Source organism: Pandoraea communis, from assembly GCF_902459745.1.
In the GTDB taxonomy this organism is placed as follows: Bacteria; Pseudomonadota; Gammaproteobacteria; order Burkholderiales; family Burkholderiaceae; genus Pandoraea; species Pandoraea communis.
On sequence record NZ_CABPSJ010000001.1, the window covers coordinates 43,084 to 65,657 of the forward strand.

Annotated in this window: 21 protein-coding genes and 2 pseudogenes; 9 read left to right on the forward strand and 14 right to left on the reverse strand. The window is 56.6% G+C overall.

Going from position 1 to position 22,574, the window contains the following annotated elements; translation table 11 throughout:
* Positions 1–327: 327 nt before the first annotated feature.
* Positions 328–669 (reverse strand): BrnA antitoxin family protein, encoded by a 342-nt coding sequence (locus PCO31110_RS00225; RefSeq protein WP_150689350.1) that lies wholly within the window; start codon positions 667–669, stop codon positions 328–330.
* A 356-nt stretch (positions 670–1,025) separates the two neighbouring features.
* On the opposite strand from PCO31110_RS00225, the gene PCO31110_RS00230 reads away from it, so the two are divergent.
* From PCO31110_RS00230 to PCO31110_RS00240, 3 genes are all read left to right on the forward strand, one after another.
* Positions 1,026–1,910 (forward strand): MBL fold metallo-hydrolase, encoded by an 885-nt coding sequence (locus tag PCO31110_RS00230; protein ID WP_150689351.1) that lies wholly within the window; start codon positions 1,026–1,028, stop codon positions 1,908–1,910.
* A gap of 29 nt (positions 1,911–1,939) precedes the next feature.
* Positions 1,940–2,908 (forward strand): alpha/beta hydrolase, encoded by a 969-nt coding sequence (locus PCO31110_RS00235; RefSeq protein ID WP_150689352.1) that lies wholly within the window; start codon positions 1,940–1,942, stop codon positions 2,906–2,908.
* 161 nt (positions 2,909–3,069) lie between these two features.
* Positions 3,070–3,966: a LysR family transcriptional regulator gene (locus PCO31110_RS00240; protein ID WP_036663394.1), complete on the forward strand. Its 897-nt coding sequence runs from the start codon at positions 3,070–3,072 to the stop codon at positions 3,964–3,966.
* Between the two features lie 38 nt (positions 3,967–4,004).
* Here the strand turns inward: PCO31110_RS00240 and PCO31110_RS26220 are convergent, their stop codons facing one another.
* From PCO31110_RS26220 to PCO31110_RS00265, 5 genes are all read right to left on the reverse strand, one after another.
* Positions 4,005–4,481 carry a LysR substrate-binding domain-containing protein gene (locus PCO31110_RS26220; protein ID WP_081636316.1) on the reverse strand — a complete coding sequence of 159 codons (477 nt, stop codon included), beginning with the start codon at positions 4,479–4,481 and terminating at the stop codon, positions 4,005–4,007.
* 214 nt (positions 4,482–4,695) lie between these two features.
* Complete coding sequence (locus tag PCO31110_RS00250) at positions 4,696–6,075, reverse strand: tripartite tricarboxylate transporter permease (protein WP_010805765.1); 1,380 nt, start codon at positions 6,073–6,075, stop codon at positions 4,696–4,698.
* Positions 6,072–6,578 (reverse strand): hypothetical protein, encoded by a 507-nt coding sequence (locus tag PCO31110_RS00255; protein ID WP_010805764.1) that lies wholly within the window; start codon positions 6,576–6,578, stop codon positions 6,072–6,074. The genes PCO31110_RS00250 and PCO31110_RS00255 overlap by 4 nt, the downstream gene beginning before the upstream one ends.
* A 58-nt stretch (positions 6,579–6,636) precedes the next feature.
* Complete coding sequence (locus PCO31110_RS00260) at positions 6,637–7,566, reverse strand: hydroxymethylglutaryl-CoA lyase (protein ID WP_010805763.1); 930 nt, start codon at positions 7,564–7,566, stop codon at positions 6,637–6,639.
* On the reverse strand, positions 7,559–8,845 hold the full coding sequence (locus tag PCO31110_RS00265) for a hydroxymethylglutaryl-CoA reductase, degradative (protein ID WP_010805762.1): 1,287 nt from the start codon (positions 8,843–8,845) through the stop codon (positions 7,559–7,561). Before PCO31110_RS00265 ends, PCO31110_RS00260 begins: the two co-directional genes overlap by 8 nt.
* Before the next feature lie 198 nt (positions 8,846–9,043).
* Here PCO31110_RS00265 and PCO31110_RS00270 point away from each other — a divergent pair, with 198 nt between their 5' ends.
* A complete protein-coding gene (locus tag PCO31110_RS00270) occupies positions 9,044–10,393 on the forward strand; it encodes an aminotransferase-like domain-containing protein (protein WP_010805761.1) in 1,350 nt (449 codons plus the stop codon).
* Between the two features lie 100 nt (positions 10,394–10,493).
* Here the strand turns inward: PCO31110_RS00270 and PCO31110_RS25930 are convergent, their stop codons facing one another.
* The 3 genes and pseudogenes from PCO31110_RS25930 to PCO31110_RS00285 form a co-directional block, all read right to left on the reverse strand.
* Entirely contained in the window at positions 10,494–10,919 is a 426-nt protein-coding gene (locus PCO31110_RS25930) for an integrase core domain-containing protein (RefSeq protein ID WP_246189684.1), read from the reverse strand.
* Positions 10,916–11,323 (reverse strand): hypothetical protein, encoded by a 408-nt coding sequence (locus PCO31110_RS25935; RefSeq protein ID WP_246189685.1) that lies wholly within the window; start codon positions 11,321–11,323, stop codon positions 10,916–10,918. The genes PCO31110_RS25930 and PCO31110_RS25935 overlap by 4 nt, the downstream gene beginning before the upstream one ends.
* Positions 11,320–11,635: pseudogene (locus tag PCO31110_RS00285) on the reverse strand (transposase). Before PCO31110_RS00285 ends, PCO31110_RS25935 begins: the two are co-directional and overlap by 4 nt.
* A 590-nt stretch (positions 11,636–12,225) precedes the next feature.
* Here PCO31110_RS00285 and PCO31110_RS00290 point away from each other — a divergent pair.
* From PCO31110_RS00290 to PCO31110_RS00305, 4 genes are all read left to right on the forward strand, one after another.
* The gene (locus tag PCO31110_RS00290) at positions 12,226–13,059 is read left to right on the forward strand and encodes an HNH endonuclease (protein ID WP_150689353.1); all 834 of its coding nucleotides are present in this window, start codon (positions 12,226–12,228) and stop codon (positions 13,057–13,059) included.
* A 304-nt stretch (positions 13,060–13,363) separates the two neighbouring features.
* On the forward strand, positions 13,364–13,666 hold the full coding sequence (locus PCO31110_RS00295) for a DUF4031 domain-containing protein (RefSeq protein WP_150689354.1): 303 nt from the start codon (positions 13,364–13,366) through the stop codon (positions 13,664–13,666).
* 70 nt (positions 13,667–13,736) lie between these two features.
* The gene (locus tag PCO31110_RS00300; RefSeq protein WP_150689355.1) at positions 13,737–14,786 is read left to right on the forward strand and encodes a thymidylate synthase; all 1,050 of its coding nucleotides are present in this window, start codon (positions 13,737–13,739) and stop codon (positions 14,784–14,786) included.
* A 40-nt stretch (positions 14,787–14,826) separates the two neighbouring features.
* Positions 14,827–15,750: an alpha-glutamyl/putrescinyl thymine pyrophosphorylase clade 3 protein gene (locus PCO31110_RS00305; RefSeq protein ID WP_150689356.1), complete on the forward strand. Its 924-nt coding sequence runs from the start codon at positions 14,827–14,829 to the stop codon at positions 15,748–15,750.
* A 2-nt stretch (positions 15,751–15,752) separates the two neighbouring features.
* On the opposite strand, the gene PCO31110_RS00310 is transcribed toward PCO31110_RS00305, so the two are convergent.
* From PCO31110_RS00310 to PCO31110_RS26225, 5 genes and pseudogenes are all read right to left on the reverse strand, one after another.
* On the reverse strand, positions 15,753–16,850 hold the full coding sequence (locus PCO31110_RS00310; protein WP_150689357.1) for an ImmA/IrrE family metallo-endopeptidase: 1,098 nt from the start codon (positions 16,848–16,850) through the stop codon (positions 15,753–15,755).
* A complete protein-coding gene (locus PCO31110_RS00315; RefSeq protein ID WP_150689358.1) occupies positions 16,840–17,196 on the reverse strand; it encodes a hypothetical protein in 357 nt (118 codons plus the stop codon). Before PCO31110_RS00315 ends, PCO31110_RS00310 begins: the two co-directional genes overlap by 11 nt.
* 332 nt (positions 17,197–17,528) lie before the next feature.
* Positions 17,529–18,210: pseudogene (locus PCO31110_RS00320) on the reverse strand (IS3 family transposase); the annotation flags it as partial.
* Positions 18,211–18,352: 142 nt separating this feature from the next.
* Entirely contained in the window at positions 18,353–19,213 is an 861-nt protein-coding gene (locus tag PCO31110_RS00325; protein WP_150689359.1) for a DUF2971 domain-containing protein, read from the reverse strand.
* A gap of 400 nt (positions 19,214–19,613) precedes the next feature.
* Positions 19,614–19,730, reverse strand: coding sequence for a type II toxin-antitoxin system VapB family antitoxin (locus PCO31110_RS26225; protein WP_370855797.1), 117 nt, complete (start codon positions 19,728–19,730; stop codon positions 19,614–19,616).
* A 245-nt stretch (positions 19,731–19,975) separates the two neighbouring features.
* Here PCO31110_RS26225 and PCO31110_RS00335 point away from each other — a divergent pair, with 245 nt between their 5' ends.
* A complete protein-coding gene (locus PCO31110_RS00335; RefSeq protein WP_150689361.1) occupies positions 19,976–21,178 on the forward strand; it encodes a Fic family protein in 1,203 nt (400 codons plus the stop codon).
* The last annotated feature ends 1,396 nt before the right edge of the window (positions 21,179–22,574 follow it).

A 22,574-nucleotide genomic window follows, 5' to 3' on the forward strand; every position in this document is an offset into this window, starting at 1 on the left:
GTCACACTTGCGCGTCGAACACCTCCCGGGCTGCCCGGAAACTATCGATGGTGGCAGGCACACCGGCTAGTGGTCTTGTGCGCATAGGCTGGTCTGGCTCCGCAGGCGCTCAAGCGGCTTGGCGTCAAGACATACCCAAGCAGATTCGCGGCCCATAACGCTGGCAGCACCATGCAGTTGCCCGCGAACATTGTCATCAATACCGGGCGCCGTGTTACCCACAAGCTGGGGTTTGGCCGGCAATTCACCCGGTATGAGAACGATTTCGAAAGAACCCTTTGAACTTATCGACGCGTCTGTCGCTAGAGAATATCTCAGCACCTTCCATCACACCAAATGCGGATGCTCTGCAATGAACTGCCGCAACGCCGCATCGATTCTCGTCTGCCAACCGCTCCCCGACGCCTTGAAGTAATCGACAACCTCCGGCGACAGCCGAATGTTGATTCGCTCCTTCGTCACTTCGGCCCTGGGCCGACCACGAGGCTTGAGCAGTTTCTCAGCAGCCTCCTCGCCAACAATCCCCGACAACATTTCACTCGCAGGTCGCGCCTTAGCGAACTCCGTCTTCGTCCATTCCGGATTCTGAGAATCCTGGCCCATCTGCTTCTTGATCTTGGCGTCCTCAGCCGGCATAGGGAGGACGGTTCCCGGCTTAAGTTTCGGCATAGCGTTTCACCTCTCGCTAATTCGCCTTGCGCAAGCTGATGACATGTATTTTTTACATGTGGGTTTCCGGCTTTTCACGCCCTCCCGCTTTCGAAGCAACGCCTCCCTAACCCCTTCCCCCACAACGATTTCCCAGCAGGACTTGAAAACCAGCAAAGAGGTAATCAGGGGGACGTCACTGCTCTGGCAGCCGACAGCGGTCATCCGTCGCGTTCCCTGATTGAGGTGACGTCCAACGTTCGCGTTTTCGCAACGATGGTTTCGCCCTTGCCTGCTTCTTTGTCCGGTCTGCGCCGGGCACTATGCGGTCCATGCCTCGATACCTCTTCGGGGCGCCTTTCACAGGACGGCCCCAAATGGACACGATTCACAGTTATCAGATCGGGAACGCGACGGTCACTCGCGTGACCGAACTCATCCTGCCAGAGATTCCCGCGGATTATCTTTTCCCTGACCGCGACCGATCCGTTCTGACCGACGCCCGGCCGCACTGGATTGGCTCGGAAAACACCTCTGATGACGGCCAGAACGTCGCGCTGAGCGTACACAGCTGGATCGTTCAGATTGGTGGCAAGACCCTCCTTATCGACACCGGCGCAGGTAACGGCAAAAACCGCCCGCTGAATCCGGTATTCAATCAGTTGAAAACGCCGTATCTGAGCCGGCTTGCGGCCGCGGGCGTGCGACCAGCCGACATCGACCTCGTTCTCATCACGCACCTGCACGTCGATCATGTTGGCTGGAATACGGTGCTCGCCGGTGATCGCTGGATACCGACCTTCCCGAACGCGCAATACGTGTTTTCTGCGCCCGAGTACCAGTTCTATGCGAACGAAAAGCATGTGCAAACCCCGAGCGCCGGCATCTTCGCTGACAGCGTGCAGCCGATCGTGGACGCGGGTCAGGCTGTATTGATCGATGCCTCGCATCAGCAGCCTGTCGAGGGCTTCACCTTCCACCAGACCAAAGGACATAGCTTCGATCATCTGTCGATCAGCCTTGAATCGGCGGGCGAACTGGCCTTGTTCTCAGGTGATGTCATGCATCACCCAGTGCAGGTCGCCAAACCTGACTGGAACTCAGTCTTTTGTGAGTTCCAGGACGACGCGCGACGCTCACGCGACTGGGCGCTGAATTTCGCAGCGGACAATCACGCCACGTTTTTCAGCAGTCATTTCCCAGGCACCTCGGTTGGCGTTGTTGAGCGCGACGGCACCGGATTCAACTGGATTCCGCGCTAATCAATCCCATTCTTTCCCGAGAGAAGATCATGACCAAGAAAACCGAAGTTCACGTCCGCGACTTCATGATTCCAAGCGACACGCCAGACATCGAGCTCCATATCCGCAACAAGCGTCCCGTCGGTCAGGAGGAGTTCGACGATGCCCACACCGTGATGATGATGCACGGCGCAACGTACGGATCGGGGAGCCTTTACGATACGTCCCTCGAAGGGTACTCGTTCATGGACTATCTGGCGCAGGCAGGCTTCGACGTGTACGCCGTCGATGTCCGTGGCTACGGCGACTCCACCCGCCCGCAGGAAATGGACCTCCCGGCATCGCAAAATAAGCCGCTCGGTCGAACTGAGTCCGGCATTCGCGACTTCACGACAGCAGTCAACTTCGTGTTGCGCACGTCGGGCATTGCGCGATTGAATGTGATTGGCATGTCGTGGGGCGGCAGCGTCACAGGTACTTTTACAGCGCGTAACGGACACAAGGTTCGCAAGCTGGGACTTATCGCGCCTCAGTGGGTCAGCGACAAGCCGATTCCGCTGGATGCAGGCGGCCCGCTTGGCGGCTACCGTGTGGTGCGCGCCGCTGACGCACGTGAGCGTTGGGTGGGCGCAGCACCGCAATGGAAGCGCGATACCCTGATTCCCGCCGGTGGCTTCGAAGCCTGGCTCGACAACACGGTTCGGTCTGAACCGGATGCGGAACTTCGTGCGAATCAATCGGTGCGCGCTGTTAACGGACCGGTACAGGATATTCGCGAGTTCTGGTCCAAGGGGAAGCCGTTTTATGACCCGGCCCAGATCGAAGTGCCCGTTCTCCTGATCCACGGCGAATGGGATGTTGACGTGCCGATTGCGCTGGCTCAAGACTATTTCCTCCATCTCACCGGCACCACCGACAAGCGCTGGCTTGAACTCGGGGAAGCAACTCATATGCTGGTGCTCGAGAAGAATCGCCGGGAAGCCTTCGAGGCGCTTGTCCGGTTCATGGGCGAGGCGTAAGCCATCCGGGTCGTGCGCGGGAACAACACGCAAGCGGCGTCCCGCGGACGCGACTATCCGCCGTTGACACATTGGGTGTGCGAGAATTCAGCGCGCACGCGTTGCTGCCGAACCGACCTTCGTCATAGCTCTGCGTCTGGCCCATCGTAATGGCTCAATGAATGGATAAACTCTCTGCGATGCAAGCATTTGTTCGGGTCGTCGACTCCGGGACATTTACTCGGGCGGCTGATCTGATGAATGTGCCGAAGTCAACTGTGACACGTTTGGTCCAGGAACTCGAAAAGGAATTGGGTGTGCGCCTTCTGCATCGAACCAGCAGACAACTCACCTTGACCCAGGAAGGTCAGGTTTATTACGAAGGTTCAATACGCGTACTCGACGAAGTTGGCTCATTGGACGGCAGCGTGCTCAGTGCGACTCGCTCTCCGAAGGGGAAGATCAAGATCGAGCTACCCAGTTCGCTGGCCCAGCACGTCGTCATACCGGCAATGCCTGATTTTTTTGCGCGCTACCCGGATGTACAGGTCGACATGAATGTGGGAAATCGGCCGGTGGACCTGATTGCCGAAAACCTCGACTGTGTGCTGCGGCTGGGACCGTTGCTCAACGACTCGCTGATTGCGAGGCCCGCAGGTACGCTGACGCTTGTGACCTGTGCGGCGCCGGCATACCTTTCCCGACAGGGCACACCGCAAGCCCCTTCCGACCTCGGTCAGGGCCATACGATCGTGCGAATGGCTTCACCGCGCACCGGTCGTGACCTTGTGTTCCGGCTCGCAATGGGCGACGCTGTAGCTGACGTACACGGTGCCTATCAGATCACGGTCAACGACTCCGGCGCGGCGCTCGCCGCGGGTATTGCTGGTCTCGGCGTGCTCACCACTTACGAGTTCCTGGTGAGTCCCCATCTGCAATCTGGCGCTTTGCAACGACTCTTTCCAGAATGGCACGGCGCCCAGATTCCGGTCCACGTGGCTTACCCCGCCAACCGGCATCTGGCGTCGAAGGTCCGTGTATTTGTCGATTGGGCGATTGAGATTTTGCGCAAGGCCTAGCCTTCCTGGGCGCGGGGTCCGGCCGACTCTGTCGAGCGCTACCGGTTTCGCGTCGCTTCTGGCCCACGCGAGGACGCCTGATCCCAGTATGGAGGGGTCCCGACATGGTCGCGCATATGTTCAAGAAAGAGACGGGCCTTCTTCACATGTGATCGACCGGGAAGACGGACTGCATGGATTGCTGGGGCATCCTTCGCGGCGCTCCCGTCCTCCGACGGAAACAGTGAGACAAGTTCGCCACGTCGCAAACGCTCATCGACCAGCCACGTAGCCGGATGCACAATGCCGAACCCCGCGACCGCGGCGTCGGGCAACGTCTCGGTGTCGTCGCATTGCAGTCGCCCTTTAATGGGCAACGGGGCACCGCGGTTCAGACCGGGAAAAGTCCACCACCCACGTGGCGTCGGCTTCGACGACACCGTGAGGCATTCGTGATCGAGCAGATCTTTCAGCGTCTCCGGGCGCCCGTCCTTTTCAAGGTATCCCCGGGGACACACAAAGCAGCCGCTGTCCACGCGACGTCAATTCCGCGGAGAACATGCGCAGTGCTTCGATTATCGAACTATCGACATCCGGCGTTTCCTCGAGGCTCAGTATCACCGTCTGCACCAGGGTTGACTGGAGTTCCCATGATTTCGTGGAGACTCTATAACCAACTGACAGAAGATCCTGGCCTGAGCGATTTGGCCGCTCACTGGAACGGCCATCGCCACTGTCGACCGATGACTTTCAGAAGAGTTTGACGAGCGCAGGCACACTCAATACCGCGACGTAATAGCCCATGAACTGCACACCGGTATTGAAAGCAAACATGCGCGACAGCAGCCCGCCGAATAACCCCACTGTCAGGATGACCGCCAGCCCGAGAAGCTGCCCCTCCCACACGCTGATGACGACGATGAGTCCGGCGAACGTCGCGATGATGGCTTCGTGACTCAACTTTCGGGCCACGATCGATGCGGCACGGTGCGCGTAGTTCATGGCGAGCGGATACGCGATTAACGCGGCAAGCAGCACCGATAGCAATCCGTAGCCGAGGAATTCCCCGCTCGACATCAGCGTATGCAGGTTGTTGACATGCCCCGTCGATGCATCGACAAAGAAGCGCGGCGGCGCGTTGAAGAGCGGCGCGGCCGGTCCCGCAGCGACCGGACTCAATGGCAGGCCGAACGCGATGAGCGGAATCAGCGCCTCAGCGATATACGTTGCCTCCGTCACACCATTTCTCGCCGCGATGACCGTGGTCAGCCGTTGATACGCGTGCTTGATGCGCGCGCCGACGACCTCCCCCATCACGACCGTCATGGCGACCGGACTGAATACGAACGTCGCACTTGAAACAGCAGCGGTCGCCATTGTCCATCCCGCCTGCTGGCGATCCAGAACCCGAAACGGATTGGGAAAATAACCCTTCCATCCCTTCACATCCGGCGCCAGCGAAAACGTCGAACGGTGTTCGCGACGCATGCGACGGCGCTCGACCGGAGACAGCACGGCAAACAGGTCAGCGATCAATGGGCCAATGGCAATGCCGAGAAAATAGCTCACGCTCAGCTTTACGCTGTACGTGCTCGTCAACGCCTGCAGACCCACGATCAGCAACACGAACGGAATCAACAGCAGCACGGACGCCAAGCGGCCCGCCGAGAAGTAGGCGATGCCGATCGCAGCGGCAAGAAACACCCACGGCGCTGCCTTGGCGATGGCGCCGCCGAACGGTGCAAGCAGCACCGCAAACAAGACCGCCAGCGGAACCGCGACAAAAGCCGCGATAATCGCACCGGACGTCATCTTGCGCAGCGCGATATGTGGCACGCCGAGTGCGCGCAGCATTGTCGCCTGCTGAAGCAGTGGCGCCGCCATCGTGTCGCCGGGAATGCCTAGCAATGCCGTAGGAATCGAGTGCGTCATATGCTTGGCAACTGCCCCGGCCATGAAGAACGTGAACACGCCCGCCGGCGGCACCCCGAGCAAGGCGACCAGCAAGGTGAGCGGCGCAATGGTCGTAGTTTCGTCGGTGCCGGAGATCAGACCGATGCCTGAAAAAACGATCGCGCCGATCAGTCCCATGCCGAGCGCGACGACGATTTGATGGACGAGCGGACTCATTGACGTTCTCCATGAATCGCAGCATCGTCACCGCGGCGCTTTTCCGCCGACGCAAACAGTTCGAGCAGACCGAGCTCCTCCATCTCGGCTCGAGCCGACGGCGAAAGATCGTCGATGGATCCCAGACCGCCAGATTCCGCGGCGAGTAATTGCAGCACGCGCATGCGCTCGGACTCGTCGGTCGTGTGCTCAACGACCAGCCGCTTCGGTTTGAACAGGTATGCGCAAATAGCGCCGGCCATCAGACAGCCGGCAAGTCCCACGAGCATCGCGTAAGCGCGCGCGATGGCCGCGTCGGCAACGAACGCCGACAGCACATGCTTACCCGCAAAAAACGCCCCGACGCTGATGCCTATGCCAAGCGCGACCGACCCTCCGAGATGACGGAGATCGACCGTGTCACCCCACACCTCGGCATAGCGCGCAGAGGTCTCCTCGGCGCGGATTGCCGATGCCGATTGCACCATAGCGGTTGTCGCGGAATGTCCGCGGTACTGTTCCATCTGTCTCCTCCGTTCTGAAGCATTTGTTATGGGATTCGCGTGTTTCCCGCCATCCCTTTCAAACCGACGCAAGCCTGACTTCACGCGCGCGGCTCGCGCGTGCAACGCTCGACGATGTCGTCCTGCTCAACGCATTCGAAATGAAGCTGCCTGCGTCGATGAGTGCTGCAAGATCGATTCCCGTCGCAATACCGAGTTCGTGGCACAGATAGACCACGTCTTCTGTCGCCACATTGCCCGTCGCGCCCGGCGAATACGGACATCCGCCGATTCCCGACACCGAACTGTCGAACGTCGAGATACCCGTCTGCAACGCAGCGTAGACGTTGGCCGTCGCCATGCCCCACGTGTCGTGGAAGTGTCCGGCGAGCGCTGCGACCGGCACATCCTTCGCGCACGCATCGATCATGCGCCGCGTCTTCACTGGTGTGCCGGTGCCGATAGTGTCGCCCAGACTGATCTCATAACAGCCCATCCGGTACAGCCGCGCTGCCACCGCGGCAACGTGGTCCGGATCGACGTCGCCTTCGAACGGACAGCCCAGCACGCAGGAAACGTAACCGCGCACGCGAACGTCCGCTGCCAGGGCCTTCTCCACGACGGGGGCAAAGCGATCGATGCTCTCCGCGATCGAGCAATTGATGTTCTTCCGAGAGAAAGTCTCCGATGCCGCAGCGAAGACGGCGACTTCGTCGCATCTCGCCGCCAGCGCGGCATCGAGTCCCTTGAGGTTCGGCACCAGCGCCGAGAACACGACGCCTTCCTTGCGTTCGATGTCGCGCAGCACCTGCGCGCCGTCCGCCATCTGCGGCACCCATTTCGGCGAGACGAACGATGCCGCCTCGATCCATCTCACCCCCGCAGCGACCAGCCGGCGGACCAGCTCAACCTTCGTCGCACTCGGCACGATCGACGACTCGTTCTGCAACCCGTCGCGTGGACCGACCTCGACGATCTTCACGCCCTGCGGTAGCACCTGCTCACGCATGACGAGGCCCTGCCAGCAATTCGATAGCGAAATCGGTGCGTACATCCTTCGCGGCGACCATCTTTTTCACGACCCAGTCGATCTCGTCACCTTTCGCGCCCGCCGACATTGCAATGTTGCGGGCATGCAGCGCCATGTGTCCGCGCTGAATCCCCTCGGTCGCGAGTGCGCGCAATGCGCCCAGATTCTGCGCGAGACCCACCGCAACCGCGATCTCGCCCAGTTCCTGTGCCGATTTCACATCCATGATCTTCAGCGCCAGGCGTGCCAGCGGGTGCGTCTTGGTCGCGCCGCCGACCAGACCGACCGGCATCGGCAACTCGATTGTCCCGACGAGGTCGCCGTTCTTCGCTTTCTCCCACGTCGTCAGCGATGTATAGCGCCCGCTGCGGCTCGCGTAGGCGTGCGCGCCCGCTTCGACCGCGCGCCAGTCGTTGCCGGTCGCAACGATCACCGGATCGATGCCGTTCATGATCCCCTTGTTATGCGTCGCCGCGCGGTACGGATCGATGGACGCGAACAGATAGGCGTCGATCACGCCATTGATGACGTCTTCGCCCGAATACGCCTTGGTTGCGAGCGTCTCGGCGGAATAACGGACCTGCGCACGCGCGAGCCGCAGATCGGCGAGGTTGGAGAGAATGCGCAGACGCACCTTGCCTCCCGTCAGCGTCTCGATGCGGCCCGCAACGGATTCGGCCATCGTGTTGACGGTGTTTGCGCCCATCGCATCGCGCACGTCGACGATCAGGTGCGCGACCACCATCGCGCCGCGTGGCGTGTCGGGAAACACATGCACTTCGATGTCCCGGCATCCTCCGCCGAGACCGATCAGAACCTTGTCACGGCCGTTCGCGAGTTCGATCAGCTCGTCCTTGTGCTTCAGGATCGACAGTCGCGCGCCATACGGATCGGACACGTCGACGATCTGTACCTGCGCGCGCATCAGGGGCCCCGTGCTCGACGTTCGAAAACCGCCCGACTCTCGCGAGAGTTTGGCCATGAACGATGCGGCCGCCACGATCGAGGGTTCCTCGACCGCCATCGGCACGATCACGTCCTTTCCGTTGATCTGGAAGTAGCCGGCGACAGCCATTGGCAACTCAAACGTGCCGATGACGTTTTCGATCATTCCATTCGCGATGTCGAGCGGTAGTGCGCCGGGTTTGGCCAACTGCGCGTGCGCCGCATCGTCAAGACCAACGGCCTTGCTGAGATGTGCGAGACGCTGTGCTGGTGACAGCGCACGATAGTTGGGAAGCGTCGAATCGATGGTCATTCATTTGTCCTTTGTGTCGAATGCCGCAGGGGCGCTATTGCTTGCGGTGGCCAGTCAGTGGACGAATAATAGGCTCCGTGTACCCATTTTGAAGATACAGTTATCCACGACAGTCGAATGACTGTACCCATTACGGTCGGCTTATTTTGCGGAGCAACAATGAGGAATCGGCATGAGAGGGGCACCCTATCAAGCTCGATGGCAGACAATTTGGCCAGACAGATCGAGGACGGCTTACTGCCCGCCGGCGCCAAGCTCCCCTCAATTAGGGAATACGCTGAGGCGGCCGGTTGCTCGAAGAACACGGTCATCAGCGCGTTCGACAATCTGACGGCGAAAGGGCTGATCGAGCCGCGGCGCGGCTCCGGCTTCTTCGTGGCACGGCGCGTGAAAGCCACCGACGAGATCGATGAACCATCGACGCTCGATCGCGCAATGGATATCGTTTGGCTGATGCGCGAGCAGTTGCAGGTCAAACCCGACGTGCTCAATCTCGGTGAGGGGTTCCCGCCGGTCGAATGGCTCGAAGAGACGCGCCTCGATCAGTACCATCAACGCGTCGTGCGCACCGGCGTGGCGTCGCTGTTCCGTTATGGAAGCCGCTACGGCTATCTGCCTCTGAGGCAGTCGCTGCAGCAAAAACTGGCAGGCTACGAGATCGACGCGAGTCCGTCGCAAATCGTGCTCGCGCACGGCGCCAATCAGGCAATGGACCTGGTGCTGCGTTACTTCGTACGGCCCGGCGACACGGTTCTGGTCGACGATCCCGGGTATTACCCGCTGTTCGGAAAGCTCAGGCTGAGTGGGGCGAACATCGTCGGCGTGCCGCGCGCCGTCGATGGGCCAGACATCGGCAAGCTCGAAGCGCATCTCGTCGCGTATCGGCCGAAGCTTTTTTTCACACAGTCGGTGGGCCATAATCCGACGGCGACCGATACCAGTGCGGCGAAAGCCCATCGCATTCTGCAGCTGGCCGAACGACACGATCTGACGATCGTCGAGGACGACGCGCTTGCCGATCTGAGACCACGCTCGTTGACACGCATCGCGACCCTGGACCAACTGCGGCGCACGATCTACATCGGAAGCTTCGCCAAGTCCGTTTCCGCAGCATTACGCGTCGGATTCCTTGCGTGCAATCCAGCGCTTGCCAGCGATCTGGCCGACGTGAAGATGCTCACTCACGTAAGCAGCTCCGAATACTGCGAACGCACACTCGATGCGATCATCAGCGACGGTCACTTCCTGCGGCACACAAATCGTCTCCAGGAGAAGCTACGACGCGCTACAGGCACGGCTATCACCGCGCTGACCCGTTTGAATGCGGAAATCTATCGGCCTTGCGACCAGAGTCTGTATTTGTGGGCATCGTTGCCGGGCTGGTCCGATTCGATGAAACTGGCCGCGGCGCTCATCGAACATGGCGTCATCCTCGCGCCGGGCGCGGTGTTCTCGCCGACGGGGGAGCAAGTGTCGGCTTACTGCCGGTTCAACGTTGCGTACCTCGCGGACAAGCGCTTTGCGGCTGCGTTGAACGCCTGCGCGTAACCGAGCCTCACCGCCGTAGTCCTGCGAGGCTCTCCATCCCGCCGAATGGTCGAGATCGAAAATTGGCACTTCTGTAATGACCCAGCGAAACCTGCTCAGATTAAGCGGCTAATGCAAATACCTCAGCCGGGGTTTTCATGTTCAGCGCCTGATGGGGCCGTCGATGGTTGTAGAACTGAATCCAGTCGGCGATCACACGGCTGGCGTGCTGCAGCGTTTCGAAGCGGTGACGATGTACGCCTTGCTCCTTGAGCGTGCGAATCACGCGCTCGACCAAACCGTTCTGTTGCGGGCAGTGTGGCGTGACGAACTCCTGACGCAGTCCGTAACCGCGCACCAGGGCCGTGTAGGCACGACTAGTGAAGACCAACCCGTTGTCGCTTCTCAGCAGGAACGGCTTCGGCACCCGTCCGAGCGTACCAAAGCGAGCAATCAACGCATGCTCCAACGCGCTCGAAGCCGTGCTGGCGCGGCCACTGCGTGACAGATGCCAGCCCAGTAGCTCGCGCGTATGACAGTCGATCACCCGTGCCAGTGTCGCCCTGCCGTCCCGGCGTCCCGCCCAGACCACACGCGACACAAATCTGTTGACCAACGTTCATTGGGCATCGTCGCCACCGATGGCAACGCCTGAATCCTCGGTCTGAAGCCGATTGGCCGCTTGCGAACCTGCCAGCCCATCAACTGGAACACCCGCTGCACGGTGTTCTTGTTGAACCCCAACAGGTACGCGACCGTCCGATAGCCAAACGACGGCGACTCCTCGATCAACGCCTTGATCAGCGCGGCGAACTTCGCATCGACCTTGCGCGCCGATTTCACGGGCTTGTAGTACACGGTGCGACGCGGTACACCGAACCCGCGGCACAGCTTGGCAATCGAGACGGTGATGCCGTCGGCTTGAAGTCCCTGGCGGATCGTCTCGATCACTTCTCGTCCTCGCCCAGCAGGGACTGCAATTTTTTTCTGGCACGCAACTCCAGCATCGCCTCGCCGTAGGCCTCCTGGAGGTCCTTGATCTGGTGTTCATACTGTTCCCGCACGTCTTGTGGGTTGGCTCTCAAGGCATTCTCCATGCCCCGCCTGCCGTCATCGACCCACGGCTCGACCTCCGAAGGGTGACAGATCGTACTGGCGGCTCGCCTCCGCCACTGTGGTCTTGCCCTGAATGATGTCCAGCACCAGGGCGCTCTTGCGCTTCGCTGTCCACCTTTTGATGTCGTCCTCCATCACCTTGCTCATCGTCTTTTCCTCGATTATGACGTGAGCAGGTTTTCACTGGGTCATTACACCCCCTCGACCAACGAGTCTACGTTTGATGTCTATTTGATAGTCGAAAAACAAAAACCCCATAAAACACTTGATTTTATGGGGTTTTTTGATGCTTTTGGCGGAGAGAGGGGGATTCGCCCCCCCCGATAGGCTATTAACCTTGGCTAGGGGTGGCTGGGGGGCTTATCTGGCAAGGGATTGCGAGTGGGGCGTTTACTATTTTGGGGTGTTACGCGAAGAGGGTAAGTGTTTGATTTTTATAGTGGGGGGATTGGGGTGATAGTAGGGGGTGTGGCGGGAAACTAAGCCCAAAAGGACGGCATTAAGATGGCAATTTTTTCGACCCATAACTGCTCGGCTAACTCGTGGATCGATGAGGGTCGCTTTCAAGGTGCGACCACCATTCGACCAGGAGTCCGCTGCCAATGCGATCGATAATGGATAAGATGTCATAAGACCGCAAACTGATCCGCACCTCTCCGGTGAATCATTCCGGGGGTGCCGAAAATTGACCGCTAGCTTGCGTCCAAATTGCAGACAAGCCTCCGCAAATCACAATTATGTCGAAGATCAATCAGATGGATCGCGCTCGCCTAGCTTGGCCGGTGCTAGCGGCAATAGCAGAACAGAGAAAAACCATTACATACAAGCAGCTAGGCGACCAGATTGGAGTACATCACCGCGCTATTCGCTTTGTGTTGGGACGCATACAGGATTACTGCATGGAGTCTCGACTCCCTCCGCTGACGATTCTGGTCAGAAATGGATCCGGCCTCCCGGGATCCGGCTTCATTGCACATGATCGAAATGACCTCGATGCTGGGCTCAAACACGTCTGCTCGTATCGTTGGCGGCGGGAGGGAAACCCTTTCGATTTCGCGGCGAAGGGACTCTCGTACGACTCGTTGCTCGCAACTCTTACGGAAGCTCCCGATGAATCGGAGCAAGTCTACACGCAGGTCAAATCCCGCGGTATCCAACAGATCCTATTTCGTGATGCGGTCAACAAGGCCTACTCTAAGCAGTGCGCGTTCACTGGGATGGAGTTCCATGACACACTGGAAGCTTGCCACATTGTCCCTTGGTCGGAGGGGACGCGGCAACAGCGCCTTGACGTGCGCAACGGCATTTTGCTCAATCCCTTACATCACAAGCTGTTTGACAAAGCCTATATAACGCTCCGGTCAGACTACACGATCGCCTATCGGGATCCGAGAGCATCCTCGCGAAAGCACTCGAAACTGGAGGCAAGTCTGACGACAAAGCTTCACGGCCATCAGATGAGACTGCCGCGCCTACCTAAACATTGGCCGCTAGCCGACTATATTGAGCAGCACAATGATACTTTGCGCTCAAAATTAAAATTCGATGACTGGAAAGATTTCGATCTTTAGAGGGATATGAGCAAAGCTACGCGCTTGCCGTCCCTCTGATTTAATAGAGGAAAGATTCACTCCTTATTTTTTTAAAAAATTACTTATTAACTGTGTCAAATCGGAATAGGACATCCTTCTTGCAAAGCGTATCGCCGACTCCAATCTGAGCAGAGAATTTTGTGGAAGACCGTACATCGTGCGGCTCTATAATGACTACGGCCCCCTCACCAACATCCATACATTCTACATACTTGCAGCCTGACGGGCATGGAGTATTATGTGGTACGTATTGAGATGAAAATGATTTTATTTAGGGGGCGAGGTGGCAGTCTATGTCGATAATGCTCGAATTAGGTGGCGAGGACGACAATGGTGCCATCTGGTAGCCGACTCGCTTGACGAACTGCATTTTTTTGCCACTGCTCTCGGGTTGAAACGCGGCTGGTTTCAAGCCGAGGCGTCACTCCCGCACTACGATGTGACGACGGAAGTTCGGGACCTGGCGATAAGTCGGGGAGCTCAAGTGGCAGACCGACGGACGTTGGTTATGCGTGGTCGAAAATTGAAACTCGAATTACAAGCACTTCGGGCCAGTCAGACAAGCCAACTTAAGCTGTTTGACTGAATCCGCGTAACTCCGAAGCGGAGATGCGCGCGCACGTCGATGAACCAGCGTCGACGATAAGAACAATGCTATGTATCTCAGTGCCGATACGCTAGATGACCTACTCATCAGGGTCTACAAGCGACTGCTGCGACGACGGGGCGCAGCAGAAATTAATCCAAGCAAAGGTCAGGCAACCGAACTCAACGGTGTGCTCCTCCATATCCGGCAACCTCGTGCTCGGCTAAGTCGCACGGAGCGAAAAGGGACGTTTTTCAGCTGCTTGGGGGAGTTCCTTTGGTATCTATCAGGCACTGATGAGGTCGCTTTCATTGAGTACTATATTCGTGGCTACGACAAATTCTCTGACGACGGCAAGACCATTTTTGGTGCATATGGTCCGAGGTTGTTCGGGCAGAACGGTACGAATCAAGTAGAGAATGTCATCACGACGCTAAAGGCACGCCCGGATTCTCGGCGCGCAGTCATACAACTCTTTCATGGAGAAGACTTGGCCGCAGATATTGCAGCGAGGCGAAAGGACATTCCTTGCACCTGCACGCTACAGTTTTCAATTCGAAGCGGCCGACTTCATCTCTTGGTCATGATGCGTTCGAACGACGCATACATGGGGCTACCACATGATGTGTTCGCGTTCACAATGCTTCAAGAAATCGTCGCTAGGTCGCTGAAGGTGGAGTTGGGCTCGTATAAGCACGCGGTCGGCAGTCTTCATCTTTACGCGACCAATACGCGAGACGCAGAGGCCTACATCGAAGAAGGCGTGCAGGCGCGAGTGGAGATGCCACCAATGCCATACGGAGACCCCACCCCGTCGATCCGTAAGCTACTCAAAGCAGAGCAAAGCATCAGGGCCGGAAGATTTCCAGCTCTCGGTGCGTTAGATCCATACTGGGCGGACCTCGCTCGCCTGCTTCAAGTCTTTCGTATTTCTAAAAGGCGACCGACGCTTGAGAACCGAAAGCGGGTCGTCAGGATTAAGAAAGAGATGCATTCTGACATCTACGAGACGTACATCCTAAAGCGCGAGCTTCGAATGGCTCGACACGCCGAATCGCTAGAGCCACTTCTTTTTGATAAGGCTGAACTGGACGCTCAGCAAGCGCCACCTTCTGTTTGAATTTTTCGTTGCAGTAGCCATATCTACATCATCGGCAGACATGAAGAATCCGCAACTGACCAGACACCTCGAAGAAAATTTAAGGGAATATGGAGCTAAAGTGCGACAGCTCCCCGGACTAACAAGTCGAGCGGCCATTTCCGCATTGGCCGCACAGATGGTAGAAAGCATCCATCGGGTCAAATATGTGTCAGCAATTGGTAAGCGACCGATTTCGCCGAGACGCCTGGATCCAAAGGACGTTGAGATGTTCGATCCACTACGCGCCGCGATAGTCCATATGCGCGAGGGGAACGTCGACGAAGCTTACTGGCTCGTGTATCTTTTTGTGCACTGCGGAAAACATGCGAGCAAAGGCTACGCACTGCTCCGCATGGTTTACGGCGCTTACACCGATGATTTCGTGTGGACTTGGGAACGGTTTTCGAGTTCGCCGGTAGATTTCTATATTTGGTTCAACCAGCACATCGATAACATCAAACGGGAGCGCAAGAATTTCCCGTTCGGAAATCATCGAAAGTATGAAAGTCTAGAAGACCTAGCCAATGTCCTGAACAGCTACGTGGAGTGGGTAGGTCCCGGTCGCTCGCATGTTGCAATGCTTTCAGCAGCGCAGGAGGTGGTTGGTGATGATCCTAAGGAGCTCTTTGACTATCTGTATAAGAGCATGGATGCTGTCCATCGATTCGGACGAACTGGAAAGTTTGACTACTTGACCATGTTGGGCAAGATCGGACTCGCCAACATCGCCCCACCTTCGGCATACATGATTCACGCTACCGGGCCAGTTCGAGGTGCACGCCTACTTTTTGGCGGGAGCGTCGAGGCCGGAATCTCAAAATCCGAACTTGATTCACTAAGCATAGAGTTAGACCAAGTATTAAATGTTGGCATGCAAGTAATTGAAGACTCCCTCTGCAATTGGCAGAAAAGTCCTGAGAAGTTCGTCCCATTTCGTGGCTAGTTCTACGCCCATTTGTATCGAACTTTTAGCTTATTAAAGTGCTCACGTCGCACTAATCCTTGATGCTGAAGCTGCCCCACAACAATACCATTGGATATACCAGCATCTCGTGCAAGGCGCACAATTCCGCGGACACTCTTCGCAGCCTCAGGCATTCGCGCCTGCAAATGCTTGGGCACCAAAAAATCTGAGGCGAACAGGTTTGCCTCCTCCTCCTTGGGAGATGTCGGCCCGCCTGTTGAAATCTCAAGAATTAGCGCCTTTTCATCGTAGTGAAGTACGAGATGCCCTGCCTCGTGGAAAAACGAAAACCAGAACTGATCGTCACTCAAATAGCGAGCCGACAATAGAAGGACTGCCTTGTTTGGGGTCGCAAAGAACGTCGCTCCGCTCGCCCGACACCCCGTAGGTGCTTTGGCAATCACGACGGCAACGCCAACCTCCGCACAGAGCTTCTGTAGCAGGGGGACGAATTCGGCCGGATTCGAAAGCCGCGTGAGCGCTCGGACTTTGGTGAGTTGCTTTTTGAACGACTCAGGATTCCAATCATTGCAAACCATTGCATCGGCGACTACCTCACCACGTCGGAGCCACGCGATAGTTGACGGTGCATTCTCTGGATGCGCTTCCGTAGTCCGAAACACGGCAGCTTCTTTGTAATCTCCATAGGTTCTCCGCCAAGCGGCAACGCTCGGAACACCGAAAAATTCGAGACACTTACGAATTTTTCCTGCCTTATCTACCGGCAAATCAATCCAACCAAACTCCACCATTTGTCGCAAGGGCAAAGCGCGCAACAAGTCAGCATACTGGGCATCATTGGCGTCCACATCCATGTCTAACCTAGCAGCTTGCTCGCGATACTGCCCCTCTCGCCGAAGCCAAAAATCTGCGGAAGCACCAATAGTCTTCGCAAGGCCATCGGCAATCGCGTCAGTAAGAAAGGCACGCCCCTGAAGCAGCTCCTGAAGCTCTCCCTTTGTTAGATTAATTGACAGAGCTAGAGTCTCAAGCGAAATGCCTTTTGACTCCATCAGGTCCGATACTGTTCGACCAGGAGGGATCGCCCATGCGGGAAGGAAATCGGCTTCAGCTCTCATCAGCACACCCAATGGAAAGAATTTTGAGGCGGGAAACCTGGCCCCAGTTTACTTGGCCATTCGCAAATCGTGGCACGGGTCTATGGCCAATCGTAGTGACCACCACGTTGTTCTCGCCAATAGGTATGACCATTTGAACATCCGAATTTTGGTCGAATTTGGCGAGCCCCATGCGAACGAACTCGCTCGGTGAGCCGATCGCCCGAAGATCGGCCAGTCTCGCGCGCAAGGTTCTAGCAATCTCGTCCCCCAATTTACGCTTCGACGAGACAGGACTTTCGCATATCGTGCGAAGTTTCTCATCCTTGAAGGAAAGTTCTATCGACATGGACGCGAAGTCAAGCATACGTTCTGCTTCGCGACACCGCTCAGTACTCGCATATCAAGTGCATCGTGAAATTTTCAAAAAAGGCAAATATCCATTGCGGCATGCCTACGCTAGCATCTCTACGACGCGCGCCCCCATATGAAATCAATGAATAAAATTCATTCTTTTACTAAGCAATAGATTTTAAACACCACACCTCTTTTTAAAAAATCAATCTTATATTATCGCCCCCGACTAGTCGAGCATCTTCGTGATTGTCGGTCGAAGCTATAGTTGAGTGATAAGAAAAGGCGAGAAAATCGTCTGCATCACCCATACAAACGTGCGCGGCGCTTACGCATCTCGAATGATTACCTCCCCACCGCAGCTAGCGACTGGACCGGCCAGAGTTTCGCAGACACGCATGAGCCGTTTAGCGCGTAGCGCCGCTCAAACTCTACAGGTGACATGTCGCCGGCGGAACCATGTCGGCGAATCGTGTTGTAGAACATCTCAATGTAATCGAATACGTCCGTGGCAGCAGCAGCCCTGTTCGGGTAAATGCGCCGCTTGATTCGCTCCTTCTTCAATGCGCTGAAGAAGCTTTCGGCAACGGCGTTATCGTGGCAATTGCCACGGCGACTCATGCTCGGCACCATATGGTGCGCCCTCAGGAATGGCTGCCAGTCATCGCTGGTGAACTGGCTGCCCTGATCCGGATGCGCCATCACGCCGGGTCTCGGTTTGCGTTTCCATACTGCGGCGAGCAAAGCCCGCAATACCAGATCGCTGGTCATCGTTGAGCGCGTGGCCCAGCCGACGATCTGACGCGAGTACAGATCCATGACTGCTGCCAGACACAGCCAGCCTTCGTAGGTTCGGATGTACGTGATGTCGGTGACCCGAGCCTTGTTCGGCGCGTCGGGGGGCGAACTCCCGATTCAAGACATTGGCCACCACGCCGACCGGACCGCCACGATAACGAGGCTTGCTACCGTAGCCGACCTCCGCACGCAGACCTTCGCCTTTCATCAGTCGATGCACGCGGTGGCGGCGGAAAAGATATCGGCCCCGAAAGCCTGCCACGTCAGCTTAGTCTCTAGTTTCGCAAAAAACTTTTAGATTTCCTGTCTCAGCAATGAGAATTATCTCCAATCAATCATACAAAAACAATCTATAAAATTCGCTATCCAAATCACCTATAAGAGGCTATCGACCTACTAATCTTCACATCCTGTATGTAGTTTGTTTCGAGAAACGCGGCTACACTAACTTCAAGCGATGAGTTTTTTGGTCCGAGAATCACCTCGACAATGGCTCCATTGACGTTTTTTCTGGAAAAATCGATATCCAAATGCGGGACTGGCGCGCTCTCTTTCAAATGAAATTCAACTTTCGCTCGATACCAATCCGGATCATCTGCGGGACCGAAATCATCACTCAATCGAAACATCCGGTCCCCATTCGTTAGATTAGCAAGTCGCATTAGGCGAACCTCCCTCTCCTCCGAAAAAGCCGGACTCTTAAATGCGGCCATATCGAACGCCAAACCAGTACATAGGTGAAGAAATCCCTGTGGATCGCGAGGCTCTCCATTCTTCTCAACCTCGTACATCGCATTAACGAGACCGCGGATTTCCGCCTGCTGCTCTTCCTTATCGTATGTCACGCGAAGCGCCCGAGCACCGAGATTTACAAGGCGTTTAGCGTCAAAACCAATCGCATAGCCGCGCCCATCTTGAGCATAAGCACGCCATTGGCTCAAGACATCCCCCTGAGTTGATAGACATGTTGCGAGTGGATACCCTGCGATCCACGCAGCTTGCATACATTCACCAATGTCGTGAACCAACGGCTCTCCACACGTCTCTATCAGATCTGTCTTGCTCTCCCGCCACACTTGGCGCCCCCACTCCAACTCCATGAAATCGTTCATGGAATACAAGTCTGAGAACCGCAACTTTTTATTAGAGATGATCGCTAGAAATGTTTCTGGCTTGCAATAGTGATAGAGAACGTCCCCATCATTAGGTTCGTATGAACGATTTTTCAACATATTTTTGATCGCATGAGATTGCTACTTGACATTTCATTTATGAATATCAATATTAAACCATGACATTCCAACCAAGCTAGCCAAGAAGGCCATTCGGCTCTGCAATCTGTTCCAGAGAATCGACCTATTTGATCCGTTGGAAGGAATTCTTCGGCGCTGGACGAGAGCGAACGGTAGGCCCGGTTCCGGCCAGTATGCGACAACCGCACTGGCCACTGGAGGAGCGATGCCGTCTTCGGCCACGTCGTTGCTATGCCCGCTCCCCGCTTCGAGCCCCGAGCGCAGCGCCAAGTACGCGGCGCTCATTTCAATCTCGATGGACAAGCGAGCGCTCAGGTGTATCGCTCAGCTATCTCCATCTCCAGCAGTTCGTCGCCACTAGGATGACCGTCTCTTCCAATCAATGCGCTCTGAGTGCCTCATTGATCAATGCCTTCGCGAATTGGAGGCCTGCAAGCGCCTTTGCCTTCGCCAGTAGTTCGTAGTCAAGCGTGAGGGATGTGAGCATTCGATACATCCAGTAACGTGGCTGGAGCAGCTGTTCAGGATTCTGGCGGCTGAGGGGAGTTGTAGCACCGCCCACAAAACCCTACATTGAACCCTACATTTATCTGCACACAAAATCAAAAAAAATCTATAATTCACAAACACTTAGACATCCTACAACCCTCCAAACAACCCTACATTCGTCCCTCCAAAAAGCTATACAAACCCGGGAGAATAGGCGAGTTCACGAGGAAAAATCTACGCAAAGAAGGTCCCATGGTTACTGTCGTCTCGATCCAGCCCCTCTTCCCGGAAGACCGCGTGCTCGACGGTTCACTCGAACTGGCGGCCACTCTGTCTGAGAAAGCCCGCGAGTTGCAGGCCGACGGGAAAGGCCCGGTCGCTGAGGCACTCATTCCGCTCCTTCGTAATATGAACTCGTATTACACGAACAAGATCGAGGGGCAACACACCACTCCGGCGCAGATTCAGCAGGCTCTTGAGCAACACTATTCGTCGGACACGGAAGAGCACAAGAAGCAGCTGATGGCCACAGCGCATATTCACGCTGAGGAGCAGCTAGAAAGGCAATGGGGAGATACAACGGTTGGCAAGATGTTCGATGCGGAGCGCGTGTGCACCATACACCGACTGTTCTTCGAAGCGCTGCCGGAAAAATTCCGACTTACGAACGAAGGCGACCTTATCCGACCTGGCGAATTTAGGGAGAAGGATGTCACCGTTGGCAAGCACATGGCGCCCCCCGCAGATCTCATACCCCAGCTAATGGAGGAATGGGGGAAGCGCTACTCCCGCATCAAGGCCTCTGAGTACCAACTGATAGCGACAGCTTGCTCACATCATCGCCTCGCGTGGATACACCCGTTCATCGACGGCAATGGTCGCGTCTGCCGCTTGCATTCGCATTTGACGCTACACGCATCTAGATTGACCGACGGCCTTTGGTCCCCGTTACGCGGATTCGCTCGTACCCACGATGAGTACTACGCTCGCCTCGCCGCAGCGGATATGTCTCGACGCAACGACTTGGACGGACGAGGCAACCTGTCGCAGGAGGAGCTAGCCAAGTTCATCAATTACTTCCTCGACTGCTGCCTGGATCAAGTCACCTTCATGTTGAAGATGATGGAGTTCGGAGGCTTCACAGCACGGTTGCGCGACTTGCTCTACTACCTTGACGCGAACCCGTGGCAGATAGGTTCCGACAAATCGGTTATCAGGCCGGAGAAGTCGGCCCTAGCCCTCGAATTCATCGCTCGCACCCGACCGCTTTCGCGGGCGGAATTCGCACAGATTCTCGGAGAGAGCGATGCAACTGCGAGACGTATTACCCGGAGCCTTTTGGATTTCGGGATTCTTCGTTCTGACTCACATCGGGATAATCTTGCCTTCGCTCTGTCGCTAAAGAGCTTGAGATTCCTGTTTCCGAAGCTCTGGCCCGAAGTAGATTCCGAGTAAACACCGCCGTCATTCGATAGATACCGTTCCCGTGCGGGAACGAAATGCCGAAATTGCACCGCTTTAACGGCTTTCGTTCCCGAGCGGATACGAAACAGTGTCCTTAGACGCGGTTGAACCAATCGCCCGCTTACACGTGAGTGGAGCCCAAGGCTCCGTTTTCATGCAACACATTGTTCAGACCGCCCACATCAACCAAGAAGAGTCCCTATTGAGGCATCGGAATGTTCCGAATCGCAACGAGTGACCTAGAATGGGACTCGGAACGCGTGGTGCCGATATTGTCGGATCGCTAATCTTGTCCCCGTCGCGCCACAAACGCGACCGGGTTTAGCGACCCGAACGGTCATATCTCCGGCACACGGCCGCGAAATTTGCGGCTTTCGTGTGCGTAGTGCCGCGCATCCGTGTCAACGGGCGGGCCTGGATTGGGACACCTTCGGGTGTGCCGCCTATCGGAGTGACCAGCGGTTCGCTAACCTAGTCCAGTGCCCGCCCACCTCTGCGCAATGCGGTGGGTGGCGGGGCTCTCGAAAGTTGGCTAGAACGAGGCACTCGCATGACTTCCTATTTCCCTGCAGGTCCCTTAGTCCACGCTTCCGTGGATAGACTCAACACCCTCTCAGAACGCATCCTCGCTCTCGCGATGTGCTCGACCACAGACGCAGGCAAAGAGATCCCTCACAGATTTCTACTCGCGATCTTCGAAGAACTCGGCGAAATGGCCGGGGAACTTGTCAGCGAATGCCATAGGCTGAAAACCAACCTTCTGGCGGCATAGCCTCAACCTCAGCGTCTAACTCTGCCCCCGGCATGGCCCCCCGCATGTTTCGGCTGCTCTCATAGCATCGCGCTGCGCACGACGCGGCGCGCTGCTTCAATCTCAAGCCACGCCACTCGCCATGCAAGCCATCACCCTCCCCACTTCCGCGCCAATCGGAATTTCCCTATATACGCTGATTTCGCGCGCTGCTTTAATACCCAGACATTCCCGCCGCGTATACATGCGCGGCCTACGTTTGTACCGTTGTATTCAGTGCATAGAAGCATGGGTTCGCACTGGCCCATATTATTTCCGGCGACAAATGCCGGATTTACATCGGCGCTCAGATGCGTACGCTGGGGCAGTTTTACGAGAGCTCGGCCAATCCCTAATGCGGGCAGTAACCTTCGTCGTGCTGCGGCCATCATCCAAAAAATTTCCTATCTCACCCGGCAGGTAACACAGTCGTAACCCAACCTCACCGTTGGTTCGTGCATTGACGTTTTTACTTCCGCTAACCGGTCGTCTTTCAGGACGTCTAGCGTCGGGAGTGTCAGCGCCGTACCCGGAGAGAGGGTTGCGTGTGCGTGCCTGCGGAGTCCGGGCGGTTATCGCGCGGCTCAGCGCGGCTCG